The organism is Faecalicatena contorta, from assembly GCF_021531995.1.
In the GTDB taxonomy this organism is placed as follows: Bacteria; Bacillota; Clostridia; order Lachnospirales; family Lachnospiraceae; genus Dorea_A; species Dorea_A contorta_A.
In genome coordinates, this window is sequence record NZ_JAFBIZ010000062.1 from 1 (window position 1) to 17,400 (window position 17,400).

Genomic DNA, 17,400 nt, shown 5'->3' on the forward strand with positions numbered 1-17,400 from the left:
GAATATAGCATTATCCATCGCAAAAGTCAACCTCATATCTTGATTTTTTCCCAAAAAACCGTTATAATTTGTATACAATATATAAAGACGTATACTTTTACCACATCCACAATTATTTTACATATATGATCAAAGGGGAAAACATTTATGGCTGAAAAAAACTCATCTCTTGCCGATCGGGCTTACGAAAAAATCAAACAAAACATTCTGGATCTGACGTATCCACCCGGAATGGTACTGACTGAATCCATGCTGACACGAGAACTCAGCATGAGTCGCAGTCCTGTTCGTACGGCTATCCAGATGCTGCAATCCGAAGGGCTCATTGTATCAGATTACTACAAATCCATGACTGTAAGAGAAATCACCGATAAAGACATATATGAAATCTATCAATTACGTGAACTATTGGAAGGTGCTGCATTCCGAATGATCTTCACATCAGGCCGTCATGAAGAATATTCTTATCGAATCGAAGAAAAAGTAGTGAGAATGTGTGCTGCATCCGCCAACCTGTATGACTGGGAGATCGCAGATACTGCCATGCATATGGAGATCATCAGTATATTGGAAAACGAACGGATTAATCGCATCTATGAGAACAATCTTTCAGAGTTGATTCGGATCGGTCAATACTCCATCCGAAATGGTATGCATATTCCTGTAACCAATGAGAATTTAAAAAAAATGGTTGCTTACATGAGAAAAGGAAATTACGAAAAAGCTTATGCCATTTTACGAAAAGATCATTTCGGAATCGGACGCGATACCGCACTCATAAAACATTCTTAATATAGAAATTCCACAAGAACGCCGGACACCGCTTTGTCCCGGCTATTCTTGTGGAATTTTTACACTTTAAAATGTTCCATCATAATCGGCATACACTCTCTGCTATATTCTCCCAGAGAATATTCCCCTTTATTCAGGCACCAGTCTGTCACGAGCGCACGTTCACACATTGCGTAATACTTTGTAATCTCACTGACCGACAGTTCTGAACGTATCTGCCCCCTCTTCTGTCCTTCGTCCACCACTTTTGTAATCAGTTTATAATAGTTTCTATTCTGATCAAGCAGATGCCGGTTCCCCTGTGCCACCAACTGTGTAGAGTAAAGAGAAGTCACCAGATCAATACTGATCTTTTCCTCCATCATGGAGTGCGCCCTATAATTCAGGTACATCAGCTTTGAAAAACTGTCCATCTGAGGATCCAGTTCCCGTTCCAGCTCCTCATAATAATCATCCAGTATCATAGATAATGTATTCAGAAGTTCATCCTTCGTACTGAAATAATAATAAAAAGAACCTTTCGAAGTTCCAGACAATTCAATAATATCGTCAACCGTCGTCCCATTATATCCTTTCTCACGAAACAACTGCCATGCTGCTGATACAATTTTGCTTTTTACACTTTTCTTTTCCATTACTTTCCCTTTCATGCCAATATTATCGCACATAAAAACTGCTTTCCTGTTCCAGCGAAATGTCCTCTGTATCAATCCAGTCAATCTGTATAAAATTACTACGGTTCAATCCTTTCATCAACTCATGTATCAGGAATTCCCTTCCCTGAATCTCCATCAGAACTGTCCCATCATATTCATTTTTTACCCATCCAGTCAAACTCAGAGACTGCGCAAGGTATTTTGCCGTATATCGGAAACCAACACCCTGCACTCTTCCATGGAACCGCATTCTTCTTCTCACTTCTGCCATCTTATCTCACTGTTTCCTTGCACCATATATTGTCATTTACATCATTGTAATCTTAAAAAAGGAAAAAAGCAATTTCAAATTATACAAAAAGTACACAGAGAATGGTAATTTGCAAAACATTTAACAACCCTCGTTTTATCTTTTTTACTAGAAAACATTGTACATTTCCGGCAAATCAAACAATGAAATCTGATTATCCCGGCTGGATTCCAGCTCCTGATCCGTAATCACTTCATCTCCCCTGAGAACTCCACTCAGAATCGGGGAATCCGGATCATGCTGATCATATTTCTTTTTTGCACTCTCAGGACTTCCGGTCGCATAACAATATCTGCATCCCTGTATACATGTATCATATACTCCGATATCAACACTTTCCGCACACATGCATTCTTTTCGTTGCCCCGGATCCTTTTTTAGATCCAGTTTGTAACCGATCAATCTGCGTATTCTGTCTCTGTCAATGCATGCACCGTGTTGAATACCATATCTGCTCAAATCAATCTTCTCTGCACATGTATATAATGGAAGGTTGTACTTCCCCGCAATTTTCGACAATCCCTCTGCAAGTTCTTCTATCTCTTCTCTCTCCGGCTCCAAAAAACAGCCGCCCTTGTATGAGTCAAAAAAACTGAGGATACACCTTGTGGTCGCACCATGCAGCCATTCACACATCATCTCAAATTTTTCAAGATGGTAGGGAATCGTATATTTTCCCGTCAAAAGAATAGGATCAAATCTCCAGTCCATCCTTTCCTTTCCTAACTTATCACTGACAAGCAGAAAAGTGGCCATAGATTCTGCTGTAGAAGGAAGATTTGTCTCCATCTCCTCTTCATAATCTGTAATTGTCATCTGGAAATAATACTGATACCCCATATCATCAATCTCCTTCAGAAATGGAAGCATTGGTTCCGGATTTTTTGTCCAGAACGCAACGCAGTCTACCTTTTCTGGTGACAGTACAATTCTTTTCACTTTTTTCCGATTGTAAGGATTGGGTACCATAACTTCCCCGGCTCTGAGTCGGTTTACAAACCATTCCGGATAAAGAGCCGGAATATCCGTCCTCCTGCTTGCACTTATAATCATATTCGCACTCCTGACTTACCCGAAGTTCTTTCGAACCAGATGACAATACTCCTCGTATGCCTCTACTCCATCAAAGGCCTCCCGCAAGGATTCCTGCATTCCTTTATAATACCATCCGATTGTCTCCTTATTCTTCATTCGAAAACGATTCCACAACTCTTCTCCCACCACCGGATAATCCCGGTTAATGTCTCTCATATTGGACAGTTTGTCTGCCAGAGCCACCATCTGAACTTCTCTCGGAGCCGTCCGGACATGTGTAATCGTTGCCTCTTTTCTCTCCATCCATGTTTTAGACTTATCTTCGCTCTCCTGTGCAACGATATTCGCTACCCGTTCTGAAAATTCCCTTGCCAGAAGTTCCTGAGTGATTCCCTCACAGTCTTCGATAGTGTCATGCAATACTGCCGCGCTGATGACTTCCTCATCTCTGGTCATCGTCGCCACAATATCTCCGACCTCAATCGGGTGTACAATATATGGCCTGCTGGTTCCCTTTCTTACCTGTCCCTCGTGTGCTTTCGTTGCAAATTCAATCGCTCTGTTGATCATGATGGTATCTCTCCTTATTCTTCAATCTCCTCGCGCAATCTTGCTTTTTCTTTTTTATGGAACATATCATATATACATGGCACTACGATCAGTGTAAGTACCGTTCCATATATCAGTCCACCGATCGTAACAACAGCCATCGGCTGTACCATGTCTGCTCCCATTCCAAAACCTATTGACATGGTAGACAGACCTAGAATCGTAGTCAAAGCAGTCATAATAATCGGACGAAGTCTTGCTTTTCCTGCTTCTTCCAATGCCTCTCTTCTCTCCATGCCTTGTTCCTGAAGCTGGTTTGTATAATCAATAAATACAATTCCGTTATTTACAATGATACCGGACAACATGACAAACCCGATCATCGCGATAACACTGACCGTCATTCCGGACAGCCATAGTGCAAGAAGTCCTCCTGTAAATGCAAGCGGCACCGTAAACATTACGATAAACGGAGAGCGCAGAGACTGGAACTGCGCAACCATAATCAGGTACATAAATACAATTGCAAGTCCAAGCATCTTAAAAAGTTCCGTCATTGCTTCATTAATCGTCGCATCTTCTCCGGTCATCTCCACTTCATATCCCTCCGGAACCTCATATGCCTTTAATGCTTTTTTCACACGACTACTGACCAGTCCAATATTATCATCATCTGCAATCTCTGCAGTCACAGCCATATAGCGGCTCTGGTTCTTACGGCTGATTGCTTTCAGACCAGATGCATCTTCAAAGGACGCAATCTCTGAAAGCTTTATTTCTTCCTTACTTCCATCCTGTTTTTCCACGGTAACGGACATATTTTGGACATCTTTTCTGGATAATTTTTCGTTCGCTTCATCTATAATATACACATCGTAATCATCTGTATCGGTTGACAGCACTGTCGCCACACGCGATTCTGCAAGTCTTCCATACAGGCTCTGATACACCTGTGCGACGGTAAGACCGTGTGCCGCCGCTTTGTCTTTATCGACAATCACCCGAAGTTCCTGCGTATTTTCTTCCGTTCCATCAGACACATTTTTTGTTCCTTTCACGTCTTCTACAATCAGCTTGACCTCTTTCGCTATTTTCTGAAGCTGATCCAGATCCTTTCCCCGAATCTGAATATTGATCCCGGAAGATCCCAGAGAACTCATATCCATATTGGACATATTCACCGTCAATTCACCATTGATATCCCTGGTTACTTTTTCAATCTCATTTTTCAATTTCTCATTTGACATAGACGGGTGCTCTCCGGTCGTGGCATAAAACTCAATCTTATTGCTTTCCGTCTGTGTTCCCATCATATCTGAGGAAGACACCAGCCCGCCGATATCTTCAATATCTTCAATTTCTCCAACTTTTTTCATTACCTGGTCAGCTGCTTTCGCCGTATCTTCCAGACTGGTTCCCTTCTCCGTTTCAAGCGTCATACTGATCTGTGTACTTTCCATGGTCGGAATAAACTCCGTTCCATTTGAATATGCAAGTGCAATACTTCCTGCAAATAATACAAACACCCCGATCAGAACCAGAATTTTTTTATCCAGTATTACACGCAGAATACGTCCATATATATTCCGAATGCGAGTAAATATCACAGATTCCTTTGCATTCGTTTTCCTCAACATTCCAGCCGACATCATAGGCACCACAGTCAAAGCCACCAGAAGACTTGCTAACAACGAATATGCAATGGTAAGTCCCATATCCACAAACAACTGTCTGGTAATTCCTTCCGTAAAGACGATTGGCAGAAATACGCAGATCGTCGTCAGTGTGGAGGCAAATATCGCTCCGCTCACCTGCTTTGCGCCCTGAACCGCCGCCTCTTTGGCTGTTTTCCCCTCTTCGCTTCGCATGCGGTAAATATTCTCAATTACAACAATCGAGTTATCTACCAACATACCAACACCCAGCGCAAGGCCGGACAATGATATCACATTCAGAGTCACCCCTGAAAAATACATCGCAACGAGTGCGGTCGTGATACTGATTGGAATGGAGCAGGCGATCACCAGTGTCATTCGGACACTCTTTAAGAATACCAGGAGAATCAAAATTGCCAGTATAGCTCCAAATACCAGATTTTCCAACACAGAATGAACTACCATGTCTATATAGACTCCCTGATCCATCAGCGTAACCGCATGAATCTCACTGTTTTCTTCCTCAACCTGTTCAAGCTTATCCAGTACTCTGTCACTGACATCCCCGGTCGAATAACCGGTCTGTTTCTGAACCACCAGCATAACACCAGGCTCACCATTGATCTTCGCATATGTTTCATCTGAATTATTCACCAGTTCCACACCGGCAACATCTGACAACCGGATCGGGTCGATTTCTTCCATATCAAGTATCGTAAGATTCTTTAACTCGTCTATATTCTTAAACTTGTCTCCTACACGAACAAGATACTCCTGCCCATCCTCCGTAACATATCCTGCAGGCATTCGAAAGTTCTCTGCTGCCAGAATGGTTTTTATCATATCGGCATTCAAAATCGACGCAACATCCATTTCTGCAAGCGCCTGCTCCTGTGCTGACTGAATCTGTGCTTCCTGCATCTGAAGAGCGGCTTCTCCCGCTGCAAGCTGTGCTGTTCCTTCTCCGATCCCCACAGCTGCTGTAAACTGTACAGAAGCAAGCTGTCCTCTCGCCTCTGCAAGAGACAATGCGCCATCATTTACCTGTTGTTGCATGGTTGACAGTTGCTTTTTCCCCTCCTCAATCTGCGAAAGTGCATCCTGAAGTTTTTGTTCCTGTGTCTCTATTTTCTGTATCGTTTCATCCAGTGTATCAAAAGTAATTCCCTGCTGCTCCAGTACAGCCCGAAGTTCTTCCATCTGTTCCTGGATCTGTGCTTTTTGTTCCTCTGTCAGATTCTGTTCCAGCATTTCCTTCAGATTCTGATATTGTTCCTGTACTGATTTCAGCGAGGTAAGTTCCATCTGAATAAGGGTAAGCTGCTGATTGACCTGAGATTCTGCCAGACTCAATTCCGACATCTTCTCATTAATCTCCAGCTGTGCCTGTTTTAGTTCCTCACTTTTTACTGACAGTTGAGATTCTGCAGATGCCAGCCCTGATGCAGCCTGTGTCTTTCCTGCATCCAGTGCTGCTTTTCCGCTTTCAACCTGTTCTTTTGCCTTATCCAGAGCTTCTTTTGCTTCGTTAATCTTTCGCTCCAGTTCAGCCTGAATCTCCTCACTCAGCTGATCTATCTTTTCTTCATTTATCGTGACCTCAACCGTTTCTTCAATACTTCCGGATGTCGTGACGGATGCCACACCCTCTACACTTTCTATCTCCGGAAGAACCTTTTCTCCGATCACTTTACTCGTTTCTGATGCATCATCGCTCTTTGCACCGACCGCTGCAATCAGGACCGGCATCATATCGGGATTCAGCTTCATGATAATAGGATCCGCCACTTCCTCCGGCCAGTATCCCTTGATCTGATCCAGGCCTTCCCGCATCTCTATTGTTACCGAATCCATGTTTGCCGTCTGGTCAAACTCCAGTATTACCGTCGATGAATTATCACTGGATATGGACTGCACCGTTTTAATATTGCTGACCGTTGCCATCGTCTGTTCCACCGGCCTGGTAACAATTTCTTCTACCTCCTCCGGGCTTGCTCCCATATACCCCGTAATGACAAGTGCATACGGAAGATTCATGCTCGGAAGAAGGTCCACCGTCATATGTGTAAATGACACAACTCCTAAAATAATAATCAAAACAACTCCTACAACAACTGTGTAGGGCTTCTTCACACTATATTTTGATAACATCAGCTGCCTTCTTTCTTCTTTCTCATCTGGACACAAATGTCAATTTCATTATATAATAAAACTCCGAAAAACAAAATGAAAATAATATGAAATCAGGAGCCGAATATGAATCGTAAAACCATCTTAATTACCGGTGCTTCCCGGGGAATCGGAAAAAGCACTGCTATATTATTTGCCTCAAAGGGGTATCATACATTTTTGAACTGTGCCTCCTCTCTGAAGGCTTTAGAAAATGTAAAAGAAACTATAGAAACGTATTTCCAGGTACCATGCACGCTTGTTCCCGGCGATGTCGGGAATCCCCTGGACGTTGCTCAGATCTATGCTCAGATTTATCAAGAATGTGATCACCTGGACGTCCTCGTAAACAATGCCGGCATTGCCCACATCGGACTTCTAAGCGACATGAGCACAGAAGAATGGGAACGTATCCTTCGTACCAACCTGTCCTCCGTTTTTTACTGCTGCCGGGAAGCCATCTCTCCGATGGTATCACGGAAATCCGGAAAAATCATTAACATTTCTTCTATGTGGGGAACTTCCGGAGCATCCTGCGAAGTTGCGTACTCTGCTGCCAAATCCGGGGTAAACGGATTCACACGGGCCCTGGCCAAAGAACTTGCGCCCAGTAATATCCAGGTCAATGCCATTGCCTGCGGAGTCATTGACACAGACATGAATCGGCAACTGTCCGACCGGGAACGAGAGGCACTGGAAGAAGAAATCCCAGCCGGAAGATATGGAACTCCGGATGAAATCGCACAGATGGTCTGGAATATCGCCACTTCACCGGCATACATGACCGGACAGATCATTGGGGTAGACGGCGGATATCTTTAATTGATATCCAGCTCTACCGGGCAATGATCGGATCCCATAATGTCCGTCAGGATCTTTGCGTCTATCAGGCGATCCCTCAGACATTCTGATACACAGAAGTAATCGATACGCCACCCTGCATTCTTGGCTCTTGCACTGAATCTATAGGACCACCAGGAATAAATACCCGTAACATCCGGGTAAAAATACCGAAATGTATCAATAAATCCAGCCGAAAGAAGGGCTGTGAATTTTTCACGCTCCTCATCCGTAAATCCGGCATTCTTCCGGTTGGTCTTCGGATTCTTAAGATCAATCTCATTGTGTGCCACATTCAGATCTCCACAAAAAATTACCGGTTTCTTTTCTTCCAGTTTCTTTAAATATTTCAGGAAGTCATCTTCCCACTGCATTCTGTAAGAAAGTCTTGCCAGTTCATTCTGTGAATTCGGTGTGTATACCGTCACAAAATAATAATCTGAAAACTCAAGAGTAATCACACGACCTTCCCTGTCATGTTCTTCCACTCCAATTCCATATGAAACCGATAACGGTTCCTGTTTTGTAAAAATAGCGGTACCGGAATATCCTTTTCTCTCAGCATAATTCCAATACTGATAATATCCCGGAAGTTCCAATTTCAGCTGCCCTTCCTGCATCTTTGACTCTTGTATGCAAAACACATCCGCATCCATTTCATTGAATACGTCCAAAAAGCCTTTCTGTACACAAGCACGAATCCCATTCACATTCCATGAAATAAATTTCATCTTTTGTCCTCCCCTATATAACATTAACACGCAAAGCATAAACCGGGGAAACCCTCACATTTCCCATCGCATGCTATGCTTTAATAATATACTTTTCTAAGAAAAAGCCCACGTGCCGGAGCCAGGAATCCCGCCAGACTCCGATCTTCAGCTGCTATCACGACCGGAAGCTTTGATGCATCCCTTTTTCCGGTTCCAATCTCCAGAAGCGTCCCTGTCAGAATCCGAACCATATGGTACAAGAATCCCGTGCCATAATACGTGATCCGTACTTTTTCTCCACTGCTTACAATCTTTATATTCGTAATCTTACGAATCGGATCTTTACAATCTTTATCATCGGTAAAACTGGTAAAATTCTTTGGACCGATCAGATACTTTGTTGCATCCCTCATCGCTTCAATGTCCAGCTTTTCCGGATAATGATAACAATATCTTCTCGAGAACACATCCGGCTTTTCCCGGCAGTCAATATAGTATTCATATTTCTTTCCTTTTGCGCTTTTCCGGGCGTGGAAACCATTCTTTGCAAGCTCTACTTTGACAATACGTATATCCTCCGGGAGATATCTGTTCAGTGAATCTTTCAGTTCTTTTGTATCATACAGCTTTGACAGTTTTACACTGGCCACCTGCCCTCTGGCATGAACGCCGGCATCTGTACGTCCCGAACCGTCAACATGTACACGATAGCCGACCAGCTTCCCGATACTCCATTCCAGAATGAACTGAATGGTATTGTCAGTCGTCGCCTGTCTCTGCCATCCCTGATATCTGCTTCCATCATAAGAAATGGTTAACTTATACGTTCTCATATCATCACCTAATCTATCTTGTATCTTAACTTTAATATCCTATTTTAATATCTTTTTCAACTCATCCATAAAAGTATTTACATCTTTGAACTCTCTGTACACAGATGCAAACCTTACATAGGCCACTTCATCCAGTTCTTTCAGTTCCTCCATTACAATCTCTCCAACCACATTGCTTGGAACTTCTTTTTCCTCCAGGCTGAAGATTTTCGTCTCTATACGATCAATCGTCTTCTGAATATCCGATGTCGCAACCGGACGCTTGTAGCATGCTCTTAGAACACCGTTTTCAATCTTCCTTCGTTCGTATTGTTCCCTGGTATTGTCTTTTTTTATGATTGTAAGCGGAATCGTTTCAACTTTTTCATAAGTTGTAAATCTTTTTCCACAGACGTCGCATGAACGCCTTCTGCGGATAGAATTTCCGTCTTCCGCCGGTCGAGAATCGATAACTCTGGTATCCGGATGGCTGCAATATGGGCACTTCATCTTGATCGTTCCTTTCTATATTCTTATTATTCCAGATAAATACAGTATATCTGCAATACTCTTATAAGTCAAATTACTTTTCCTTTCTCTTTTCTTCATACATCTCTATAAGTATAATATCCGGTCCGATCTTTTTAATGCACTGGAATGGAATAACATATTCTGCTCCTTCGCTAAACAGACCGCAAAACTTTCCATTCTTGGGTATGATCAGCGCTTCTATTCTCCCCTTGCATTCATCTATAACCAGATCAACGATATATCCCAGTCTTTTACAGTCACATGCATTAATCACTTCTTTATCTTCAAGCTCTGACAGACGCATATAAGGTCCCCCTGTTCAGATTCTGCTTTGATATTAATATATGAAAAAAGTATCCAGAATTCACCTTCCGGATACTTCTTATCTAATCTAATCTTCAATATCAATAACTGATACAGGGCATGCATCTCTGGCTTCCTGTGCCGTATTTTCATCTTCCGGCAATACATCCGCATACGCTTCCGCAAGTCCGTCATCATTAAACCGAAATACTTCCGGACATGTTGCAACACAGGCACCGCAAGAAATGCAGCCATCATTCACTTTTGCCTTCACGGGACATTCCTCCTTATTCTTTTCAGATAGTATGTCCCGTTTTGGGCTTTTTACTCATAATCTCTATACGATAATTGTACCAGTCTTTCCTTTTAACGCTTCATTCAGCTTATCAAAAGAAGTAATCAGTGCACTTCTTCCTTCTCTTTTTTCAATAAACTCAACCGAAGCTTTGAACTTCGGATACATGTTATATTTGCCAAAGTGACCTTCCTCCATATATCCCTTTGCCTGATCCACATTGATCTCTCCAAGTTCTTCTTCCTCCGGTCTTCCCATATTAATCTTAACTTTCTCGACACTGGTCAGAATAATCAGCATATCTGCATCGACTTCTTCTGCCATCTTTCCGGCAGTCAGGTCTTTCTCAATCACAGCTCCGGCACCTTTCAGGCGATGATCCTGCTCCAGAACCGGAATTCCTCCGCCCCCACAGGCAACAACGATCTGATCCGCATCCAAAAGCGCTCTGATGGCATCAATCTCTACGATACTAACCGGATTCGGTGCAGACACGATACGGCGATAACCCTTTCCGGGTTCTTCCACAACATAATTGCCTTTCTTTCGTTCCGCATTCGCCTCTTCTACATCCATATAACGTCCCAACACCTTCGTTGGTGTATAAAAAGCTTCGTCATACGGATCAACGATCACCTGGGTCAGAATTGTACTGACCGTTCTGTAGATTCCTCTGTTCACCAGTTCTTCACGAATCCCATTCTGAAGGTCATAACCGATATATCCCTGACTCATAGCAGAGCAGACTGACATCGGAGCAGCCGTATAATTCTCATGTTCTTTTCCAAACTCATTCATGGCTGTATGAATCATTCCCACCTGCGGGGCATTGCTGTGCGTGATTGCCACCTGATAACCATTTTCAATCAGATCTGCGATAACTTTAGCTGTATTCTTTACCGCTTCTTTCTGTTCCGGAAGTGTTGTGCCCAGTGCACGGTGTCCTAATGCAACTACTACTCTTTTCTTCATAATCTATACCTCTGCTTTTCTATGTTTGTCTTCAATAAAATATAAGAAAATTATAGTATTTTTTTCACGAAATTACAACGTTTGTTTTATGCATTTCTGGAACATCTGAATTGGAGTTCTTCCCATCTTCTGTCTACTTCTTTCTGGAAGGCTTCCAGAAGATATTCATTTTCCTTTTTAAACAGATGTTTGAATCTGCCCTGTGGTCTTAAGAAATCTTCAATCGGAAGTTTTTTCTTCGGCTCATAATTCAGGATCCATTTTCCTTCTACTACTTCAAACAGCGGCCAGTAACAGGTTTCTACTCCCAGCTTACATATATCCATAATATCCGGTGTATTGTATCTCCACCCTCTCGGACATGGAGCCATGATATTTAAAAATGCAGCTCCCGGTGTATAAATCGCTTTTTCTGATTTGATATGAAGATCTTTAAAGTTCTGTACAAATGTAGTCTGTGCGACATATGGAATATCATGCGCAGCAATTACCGCTGCCAGATCTTTTCTGTTCTGCGTCTTTCCATTACTTTCAGTTCCAACCGGAGTCGTCGTTGTATCCGCATACATTGGAGTCGCTGAAGATCTCTGAATTCCGGTATTCATATATGCACCATTGTCATAGCACACATATACCATATCCTGATTCCGTTCCATAGCACCTGACAGAGACTGCAGACCAATATCATAAGTACCGCCGTCGCCGCCGAATGTAATAAACTTATACGTCTCGTCCAGTTTTCCTTTTCTTTTGAATGCTTTATATGCTCCTTCCACTCCGCTTAATGTTGCTCCCGCATTTTCAAATGCATTGTGAATATAACTGTCTTCCCACGCGGTATAAGGATATGTAAATGTTGAAACTTCCAGACAGCCGGTTGCATTGCCAATGACAGCCTTATCTCCTTCGTGGAGTCCTCTGAGTACATTTCTTACTGCAATCGTACCGCCACATCCGGCGCACATTCTGTGCCCGGGAGCAAGACGCTCTGTTTTATTCATCGTTTCTTTAAAATTATAACTCATCTTCTTCGCCCCCTATTCTCTGATTCCCATATAACGATAGGTCTCTTCTGCATCGCCGTCCTCGATGATCTGTTTCAGGGTTTCATATACCGCTTCCATATCTTCTACGCGCACATCACGTCCGCCAAGTCCATAGATATAATTTACCGCCAGCGCTTCAGATCTCGCTCTGAACAATGCCGCCATCACATCAGCTCCAAGAGGACCACCCTGATTGGTATAGCTTTCCGCACGATCCATGATTGCCACTGCCTTTACATCTTTCAATGCTTCTGCGATCTCGGAAGCCGGGAATGGCCGGAACAGACGAATCTTGATCATTCCGACTTTTTCCCCCTGTGCACGAAGCTTATCTATAGCATCCTTGGTGGTTCCTGCTGCAGATCCGATGATTACTACAGCTCTCTGGGCGTCTTCCATGCAATACTCTTCAAACAATCCGTATTCTCTTCCGGAAAGAGCAGCAAATTCTTTTGCCACATCCAGAACAACCCCGCTTACATGTTTCATTCCTTCTGCCTGATTACGCTTTGCTTCCATATAATAATCAGTAATGGAATAAGGTCCCACCGCCATCGGACACTCCGGATTCAACAGATAATTCTCCGGTTCATATTCTCCGACAAACTTCTTAACCTCTTCATCTTCCAGAAGTTCAATGTTCTCTACCGCATGGCTGGTAATAAAACCATCCTGGCAGATCATGATCGGCAGTCTGACATCCTTGTGTTCCGCAATTCGATATGCCTGAACCATATTGTCATAAGCTTCCTGATTGTTTTCCGCATAGATCTGAATCCATCCGGAATCTCTTGCCCCCATGCTGTCTGAATGATCACAGTTGATGTTGATCGGGCCGGAAAGTGCACGATTGACCAGTGCAAGTGCCACCGGAAGTCTGTTGGATGCCGCAATATATAATTCTTCCCACATATACGCAAGACCACAGGAAGAAGTCGCCGTCAGACTCCTTGCTCCGGCTGCTTCTGCTCCGATTGCAGCACTCATGGAGCTATGTTCACTCTCCACAGTGATAAATTCTGTATCTACCTGTCCATTTGCCACAAAAGAAGCAAAGTACTGTGGAATCTCTGTAGATGGCGTAATCGGAAATGCCGGAAATACATCCGGATTGATCTGTCTGAGTGCAATCGCCACTGCTTCATTACCTGATAATCTGTCTCTCTTTGCCATCTTACTTCACTCCTTCCATCGTAATTGCGCCAAATGGGCATGCTTTTACGCAGATACCGCATCCTTTACAGTGATCATAGTCAAATGCGCCTCGCTTCATATCTTTTACCGGAATAGAACTGTCAGGACATACCGGAACACAAAGAAGGCACTGCTTACATTTATCCTCAATAAATACCGGTTTATTGGTAGACCATTCTCCGGTCTTAAAATCTCTGGAGGTTCCTGCCCCTGCAACAATCATTCCCTCCGTCAGATCCTGCCATTTTGTCTTTACGCCTAATTTACTGATATCTGTTGCCATTACCGTACCTCCTTTAACGCCATTTCAAGAGCTTTCATATTGCCATCAATTACTTCCGGCTTACTTGCAAACTTATGTTCAAATGAGGCTTTCATCTCTTTCAGGAACACTTCCTCATCCATAATACCAGCCACTTTTACGATTGCAGCAAGAAGCGGTGTATTCGGGAAGTATTTCCCCATAGTCTCCATCGAAACCTTATATGCATCAATAGTATATACTTTTCCTTCATATCCTTTCAGATGTGGAATAATCTCCTCTTTGGAACGCTGTGTATTCACAAGGATTGCTCCATCTTTTTTCAATCCACTTGTCACATTCACTGATTCGAGCAATGATTCATCTACAACCACTACATACTGTGGATCATAGATATTGGAATGTACACGAATCTGTTCATCACTGATACGATTGTACGCTGTGATCGGCGCTCCCATACGCTCCGGTCCGTATTCCGGGAATCCCTGTACGTATTTTCCGGTTTTAAATGCTACATCTGCCAGAAGCAGTGCTGCAGTCTTGGCACCCTGGCCGCCACGACCATGCCATCTGATTTCCGTATGATTACTCATCTTTTTTCATCCTTTCCATTTCTTTTCTATTGCGTTGGCTGTTCCTATGGCATTGCAGAACAAAGAATTTGAAAAAAAAATCCATCCCTAAAAAAGGGACGGATTCATATCTTATCATCATTCCGCAACCACCCTGTTTTCTAAAAAACAAGTACGAATACAACGCACTATCATACGCGGTTTCTGTAACGGGAAACCCCCGAGAAGACTTAATGGATATCGGATGTTTCCTTTCAGTCTTCCTTCTCAGAGATGATTTTCAAAACAATGCTCCCACTGCATTCCACCACCAGCAGCTCTCTGTAGGTGAGTCATCTGCTCCTACTCTTTCTCTTCATCGAATTATAATTATAGAGTGCAATCTGTTTTTTGCATATTGTGATTTTACCCTATTTTTTCACAAACGTCAACCTCTTTTTCACAGAATTCGACAAGATATTGCAAGGGCTTGCAATTATCTCATCAATCAGAGTATACTAATATCGAAAGTAAACACTGGACAGAAGAGGGGGGAATATACATGTTAGCAGAAACGGGCGTAATTCATGCAAGATTTCAGGTACTGCATTTAAAACATATGGAATACATACTTGCTGCAAAGATGAGATGTCGAAAGCTTTATATCGGCATTACCAATCCGGACAGTCTTCACACCAGGGATATTCCTCTGGATATTAATCGTTCCGCAAAATCGGCCAATCCACTTACCTATTTTGAGCGAAGCGAAATCATTAAAGGGGCAATGGCAGAATTCGGTGTACCGGAATCAGAATATGAGATCATTCCGTTTCCAATCAGTTATCCGGAATACATCCTGCAGTATGCACCAAAAGATGCTGTGTATTATATGGGCATTTTTGATGATTGGGATGAGGAAAAATACAAAAGATTGAAAAGTCTTGGTCTGAATGTTGTCGTGCTATGGAAAAAGGCACCGGAAGAAAAAGGAATCACCGGGTCCAAGATTCGCAATCTGATCGCGACAGATCAGGAATGGGCACAGCTGGTTCCCAAAAGTGTATACCGGTATCTGACGGATCATCATCTGGATGAAAGAATCAGACGCCTGGAAAAGATGCGTCTGGACGAGAAAGATATTAACCTGATCAAGGATTAAAATGGATTGTTGCAAATATATTTTGCAACAATCCATTTTAATGATTACAGGTTCAATACATCTTTAATCGTATAGAATCCCGGTCCTTTATCTGCCAGGTATGCTGCACAGTCACAAGCTCCTCGTGCAAAACATTCCCAGTTATAGGAATGATGCGTGATCTCAAGTCGTTCACCCATACCACCAAAATATACGGTATGGCTGCTTGGAATATTACCGGCACGCAGAGAATGATATCCGATCGTTCCCGGCTCTCTCGGTGATGCCCCTTCCCGTCCATAGACCGCAATATCCTTCAGCTCTTTTCCAAGCGCATGTGCCATAATCTCACCCATCTCCTTTGATGTTCCACTTGGTGCATCCTTTTTCCACTGATCATGCATTTCCAAAATCTCAATATCGATCTCGTCTTTCAGTGTTTCTGTAACAATTTCCAACAATTTATTCATAATATTGACCAGTTTGGAAGTATTTGCCGCATACAGCATCGGAATCTCTGTTGCCGCGTCACAAAAACGCTGCATCTCTTCCTGCGAGAATCCCGTTGTACCACAGACCAGAGCTTTTTTATGAGCAATTGCCGCATCCAATACCTGCATTGCCATCTCTTTCGTTGAGAAATCTATGATTACGTCACATGAATCAATTACGTCTTCCAGATTATCCGTAACCGGAATTCCCAGATCACGTCCTACCATAGCCACGGTTCCCAGATCTTTACCGATATACTCTCCGCCTTTCGGGCCAACAGCCGCTGACAATTCCATATCTTCTCTTCCTGCAGCCACCTGTGTGATTAATTTCCCCATTTTACCTCTCGGTCCTATTACCATTACTTTCATAATCCAAGCCCCTTTCGCATATATTCAAATACGCCTTCTATCATTAAGGCTATTATACCATACGAATTTCCAAAGGAAAATAAAGCTTGCATTATCTGGTGCAATTCGGTAGAATAGTTGTATCGGGGTATGGCTCAGTTTGGTCAGAGCGCACGGCTGGGGGCCGTGAGGTCGCAGGTTCGAATCCTGTTACCCCGATGAATGAAGGCATAGCTTTCGATATATCCGGAAGCTATGCCTTTCTCATGGCTGGAATCTGGTCTTATCATTGCTGTTTAAGCTTTTAGCAGCTCCATCAACTCATGTTTTGGCTTTGCACCCATGTCCCTCTTTACAACTTCTCCATCCCGAAACACCAGAAATGTCGGGATGGACATCACTCTGTACTGCCTTGCAAGCTCCGGCTGATCATCAACATCAACCTTACATATCTTGGCATCTGTAACTTCTTCTGCCATCTCCTCTACAATCGGTCCTACCATCTGGCAGGGACCACACCAGGTCGCCCAGAAATCAACCAGCACCGGAATCTTAGTTTCTAATACTTCCTTTTGAAAATTATCTTTCGTCAAATGTACGACTGCCATATCTAATCTTCCTTTCTTCTTTTTGATTTTGTATTTTTTTCTATTATAACCCATTTTTCAACAAAATCCGCGATATTATCATAGGAAATATAATTTTTTCATCTTTATAACAAATGTATATCTGTTC

The 17,400-nt window shown here is 42.9% G+C and carries 20 protein-coding genes, 1 tRNA gene and 1 other annotated feature; of the genes, 4 read left to right on the forward strand and 17 right to left on the reverse strand.

Going from position 1 to position 17,400, the window contains the following annotated elements; genetic code table 11:
- The first annotated feature begins 147 nt into the window (after positions 1-147).
- Positions 148-792, forward strand: a complete 645-nt coding sequence (locus tag JQM82_RS09345) for a GntR family transcriptional regulator (protein WP_235249894.1) — start codon at positions 148-150, stop codon at positions 790-792.
- A gap of 59 nt (positions 793-851) precedes the next feature.
- On the opposite strand, the gene JQM82_RS09350 is transcribed toward JQM82_RS09345, so the two are convergent.
- From JQM82_RS09350 to JQM82_RS09370, 5 genes are all read right to left on the reverse strand, one after another.
- The gene (locus JQM82_RS09350; RefSeq protein ID WP_331472852.1) at positions 852-1,460 is read right to left on the reverse strand and encodes a TetR/AcrR family transcriptional regulator; all 609 of its coding nucleotides are present in this window, start codon (positions 1,458-1,460) and stop codon (positions 852-854) included.
- Entirely contained in the window at positions 1,450-1,719 is a 270-nt protein-coding gene (locus JQM82_RS09355) for an acylphosphatase (RefSeq protein ID WP_235249896.1), read from the reverse strand. The genes JQM82_RS09350 and JQM82_RS09355 overlap by 11 nt, the downstream gene beginning before the upstream one ends.
- A gap of 147 nt (positions 1,720-1,866) precedes the next feature.
- Complete coding sequence (locus tag JQM82_RS09360; RefSeq protein WP_235249897.1) at positions 1,867-2,811, reverse strand: DUF1848 domain-containing protein; 945 nt, start codon at positions 2,809-2,811, stop codon at positions 1,867-1,869.
- Between the two features lie 15 nt (positions 2,812-2,826).
- The gene (locus JQM82_RS09365; protein ID WP_235249899.1) at positions 2,827-3,363 is read right to left on the reverse strand and encodes an HD domain-containing protein; all 537 of its coding nucleotides are present in this window, start codon (positions 3,361-3,363) and stop codon (positions 2,827-2,829) included.
- A gap of 14 nt (positions 3,364-3,377) precedes the next feature.
- Complete coding sequence (locus JQM82_RS09370) at positions 3,378-7,148, reverse strand: efflux RND transporter permease subunit (protein WP_235249900.1); 3,771 nt, start codon at positions 7,146-7,148, stop codon at positions 3,378-3,380.
- A 105-nt stretch (positions 7,149-7,253) separates the two neighbouring features.
- Between JQM82_RS09370 and ymfI the strand changes: the two genes are divergently transcribed.
- Positions 7,254-7,988, forward strand: coding sequence for an elongation factor P 5-aminopentanone reductase (gene ymfI, locus JQM82_RS09375; RefSeq protein ID WP_235249902.1), 735 nt, complete (start codon positions 7,254-7,256; stop codon positions 7,986-7,988).
- Here ymfI and JQM82_RS09380 read toward each other — a convergent pair.
- From JQM82_RS09380 to JQM82_RS09425, 10 genes are all read right to left on the reverse strand, one after another.
- Positions 7,985-8,737 (reverse strand): exodeoxyribonuclease III, encoded by a 753-nt coding sequence (locus JQM82_RS09380; protein WP_235249903.1) that lies wholly within the window; start codon positions 8,735-8,737, stop codon positions 7,985-7,987. The two genes, ymfI and JQM82_RS09380, sit on opposite strands and share 4 nt — an antisense overlap.
- 80 nt (positions 8,738-8,817) lie before the next feature.
- Positions 8,818-9,552, reverse strand: a complete 735-nt coding sequence (gene truA / locus JQM82_RS09385) for a tRNA pseudouridine(38-40) synthase TruA (protein WP_235249905.1) — start codon at positions 9,550-9,552, stop codon at positions 8,818-8,820.
- 39 nt (positions 9,553-9,591) lie between these two features.
- On the reverse strand, positions 9,592-10,041 hold the full coding sequence (gene nrdR / locus JQM82_RS09390) for a transcriptional regulator NrdR (RefSeq protein WP_235249907.1): 450 nt from the start codon (positions 10,039-10,041) through the stop codon (positions 9,592-9,594).
- Positions 10,042-10,114: 73 nt separating this feature from the next.
- Positions 10,115-10,366, reverse strand: coding sequence for a YlmC/YmxH family sporulation protein (locus JQM82_RS09395; RefSeq protein ID WP_235249909.1), 252 nt, complete (start codon positions 10,364-10,366; stop codon positions 10,115-10,117).
- Between the two features lie 87 nt (positions 10,367-10,453).
- The gene (locus JQM82_RS09400) at positions 10,454-10,639 is read right to left on the reverse strand and encodes a ferredoxin (RefSeq protein ID WP_235249910.1); all 186 of its coding nucleotides are present in this window, start codon (positions 10,637-10,639) and stop codon (positions 10,454-10,456) included.
- A gap of 63 nt (positions 10,640-10,702) precedes the next feature.
- Entirely contained in the window at positions 10,703-11,632 is a 930-nt protein-coding gene (gene arcC, locus JQM82_RS09405; protein WP_235249912.1) for a carbamate kinase, read from the reverse strand.
- Positions 11,633-11,718: 86 nt separating this feature from the next.
- Positions 11,719-12,657 (reverse strand): thiamine pyrophosphate-dependent enzyme, encoded by a 939-nt coding sequence (locus JQM82_RS09410; protein WP_235249913.1) that lies wholly within the window; start codon positions 12,655-12,657, stop codon positions 11,719-11,721.
- 12 nt (positions 12,658-12,669) lie between these two features.
- Positions 12,670-13,851 carry a pyruvate ferredoxin oxidoreductase gene (porA, locus tag JQM82_RS09415; RefSeq protein ID WP_235249915.1) on the reverse strand — a complete coding sequence of 394 codons (1,182 nt, stop codon included), beginning with the start codon at positions 13,849-13,851 and terminating at the stop codon, positions 12,670-12,672.
- Position 13,852: 1 nt separating this feature from the next.
- On the reverse strand, positions 13,853-14,155 hold the full coding sequence (locus JQM82_RS09420) for a 4Fe-4S binding protein (RefSeq protein ID WP_235249916.1): 303 nt from the start codon (positions 14,153-14,155) through the stop codon (positions 13,853-13,855).
- On the reverse strand, positions 14,155-14,727 hold the full coding sequence (locus JQM82_RS09425) for a 2-oxoacid:acceptor oxidoreductase family protein (RefSeq protein ID WP_235249918.1): 573 nt from the start codon (positions 14,725-14,727) through the stop codon (positions 14,155-14,157). Before JQM82_RS09425 ends, JQM82_RS09420 begins: the two co-directional genes overlap by 1 nt.
- Before the next feature lie 91 nt (positions 14,728-14,818).
- Positions 14,819-15,074 (reverse strand) — a binding site (T-box leader).
- A 173-nt stretch (positions 15,075-15,247) separates the two neighbouring features.
- On the opposite strand from JQM82_RS09425, the gene JQM82_RS09430 reads away from it, so the two are divergent.
- Positions 15,248-15,844 (forward strand): nicotinate-nucleotide adenylyltransferase, encoded by a 597-nt coding sequence (locus tag JQM82_RS09430; RefSeq protein WP_235249919.1) that lies wholly within the window; start codon positions 15,248-15,250, stop codon positions 15,842-15,844.
- Positions 15,845-15,888: 44 nt separating this feature from the next.
- Here JQM82_RS09430 and dapB read toward each other — a convergent pair whose 3' ends face one another.
- The gene (dapB, locus tag JQM82_RS09435) at positions 15,889-16,686 is read right to left on the reverse strand and encodes a 4-hydroxy-tetrahydrodipicolinate reductase (RefSeq protein WP_235249920.1); all 798 of its coding nucleotides are present in this window, start codon (positions 16,684-16,686) and stop codon (positions 15,889-15,891) included.
- A 123-nt stretch (positions 16,687-16,809) separates the two neighbouring features.
- Here dapB and JQM82_RS09440 point away from each other — a divergent pair.
- Positions 16,810-16,884: transfer RNA gene (locus JQM82_RS09440), tRNA-Pro, on the forward strand.
- Between the two features lie 77 nt (positions 16,885-16,961).
- Here JQM82_RS09440 and trxA read toward each other — a convergent pair.
- The gene (gene trxA, locus JQM82_RS09445; RefSeq protein WP_235249922.1) at positions 16,962-17,273 is read right to left on the reverse strand and encodes a thioredoxin; all 312 of its coding nucleotides are present in this window, start codon (positions 17,271-17,273) and stop codon (positions 16,962-16,964) included.
- Positions 17,274-17,400: the final 127 nt, after the last annotated feature.

Excerpts from the sequence above, each read along its gene's own strand:
- JQM82_RS09345 (WP_235249894.1), top strand. The coding sequence starts at position 148 with ATGGCTGAAAAAAACTCATCTCTTGCCGATCGGGCTTACGAAAAAATC.
- JQM82_RS09350 (WP_331472852.1), bottom strand. The coding sequence starts at position 1,460 with ATGTGCGATAATATTGGCATGAAAGGGAAAGTAATGGAAAAGAAAAGT.
- JQM82_RS09355 (WP_235249896.1), bottom strand. The coding sequence starts at position 1,719 with ATGGCAGAAGTGAGAAGAAGAATGCGGTTCCATGGAAGAGTGCAGGGT.
- JQM82_RS09360 (WP_235249897.1), bottom strand. The coding sequence starts at position 2,811 with ATGATTATAAGTGCAAGCAGGAGGACGGATATTCCGGCTCTTTATCCG.
- JQM82_RS09365 (WP_235249899.1), bottom strand. The coding sequence starts at position 3,363 with ATGATCAACAGAGCGATTGAATTTGCAACGAAAGCACACGAGGGACAG.
- JQM82_RS09370 (WP_235249900.1), bottom strand. The coding sequence starts at position 7,148 with ATGTTATCAAAATATAGTGTGAAGAAGCCCTACACAGTTGTTGTAGGA.
- ymfI (WP_235249902.1), top strand. The coding sequence starts at position 7,254 with ATGAATCGTAAAACCATCTTAATTACCGGTGCTTCCCGGGGAATCGGA.
- JQM82_RS09380 (WP_235249903.1), bottom strand. The coding sequence starts at position 8,737 with ATGAAATTTATTTCATGGAATGTGAATGGGATTCGTGCTTGTGTACAG.
- truA (WP_235249905.1), bottom strand. The coding sequence starts at position 9,552 with ATGAGAACGTATAAGTTAACCATTTCTTATGATGGAAGCAGATATCAG.
- nrdR (WP_235249907.1), bottom strand. The coding sequence starts at position 10,041 with ATGAAGTGCCCATATTGCAGCCATCCGGATACCAGAGTTATCGATTCT.
- JQM82_RS09395 (WP_235249909.1), bottom strand. The coding sequence starts at position 10,366 with ATGCGTCTGTCAGAGCTTGAAGATAAAGAAGTGATTAATGCATGTGAC.
- arcC (WP_235249912.1), bottom strand. The coding sequence starts at position 11,632 with ATGAAGAAAAGAGTAGTAGTTGCATTAGGACACCGTGCACTGGGCACA.
- JQM82_RS09410 (WP_235249913.1), bottom strand. The coding sequence starts at position 12,657 with ATGAGTTATAATTTTAAAGAAACGATGAATAAAACAGAGCGTCTTGCT.
- porA (WP_235249915.1), bottom strand. The coding sequence starts at position 13,851 with ATGGCAAAGAGAGACAGATTATCAGGTAATGAAGCAGTGGCGATTGCA.
- JQM82_RS09420 (WP_235249916.1), bottom strand. The coding sequence starts at position 14,155 with ATGGCAACAGATATCAGTAAATTAGGCGTAAAGACAAAATGGCAGGAT.
- JQM82_RS09425 (WP_235249918.1), bottom strand. The coding sequence starts at position 14,727 with ATGAGTAATCATACGGAAATCAGATGGCATGGTCGTGGCGGCCAGGGT.
- JQM82_RS09430 (WP_235249919.1), top strand. The coding sequence starts at position 15,248 with ATGTTAGCAGAAACGGGCGTAATTCATGCAAGATTTCAGGTACTGCAT.
- dapB (WP_235249920.1), bottom strand. The coding sequence starts at position 16,686 with ATGAAAGTAATGGTAATAGGACCGAGAGGTAAAATGGGGAAATTAATC.
- trxA (WP_235249922.1), bottom strand. The coding sequence starts at position 17,273 with ATGGCAGTCGTACATTTGACGAAAGATAATTTTCAAAAGGAAGTATTA.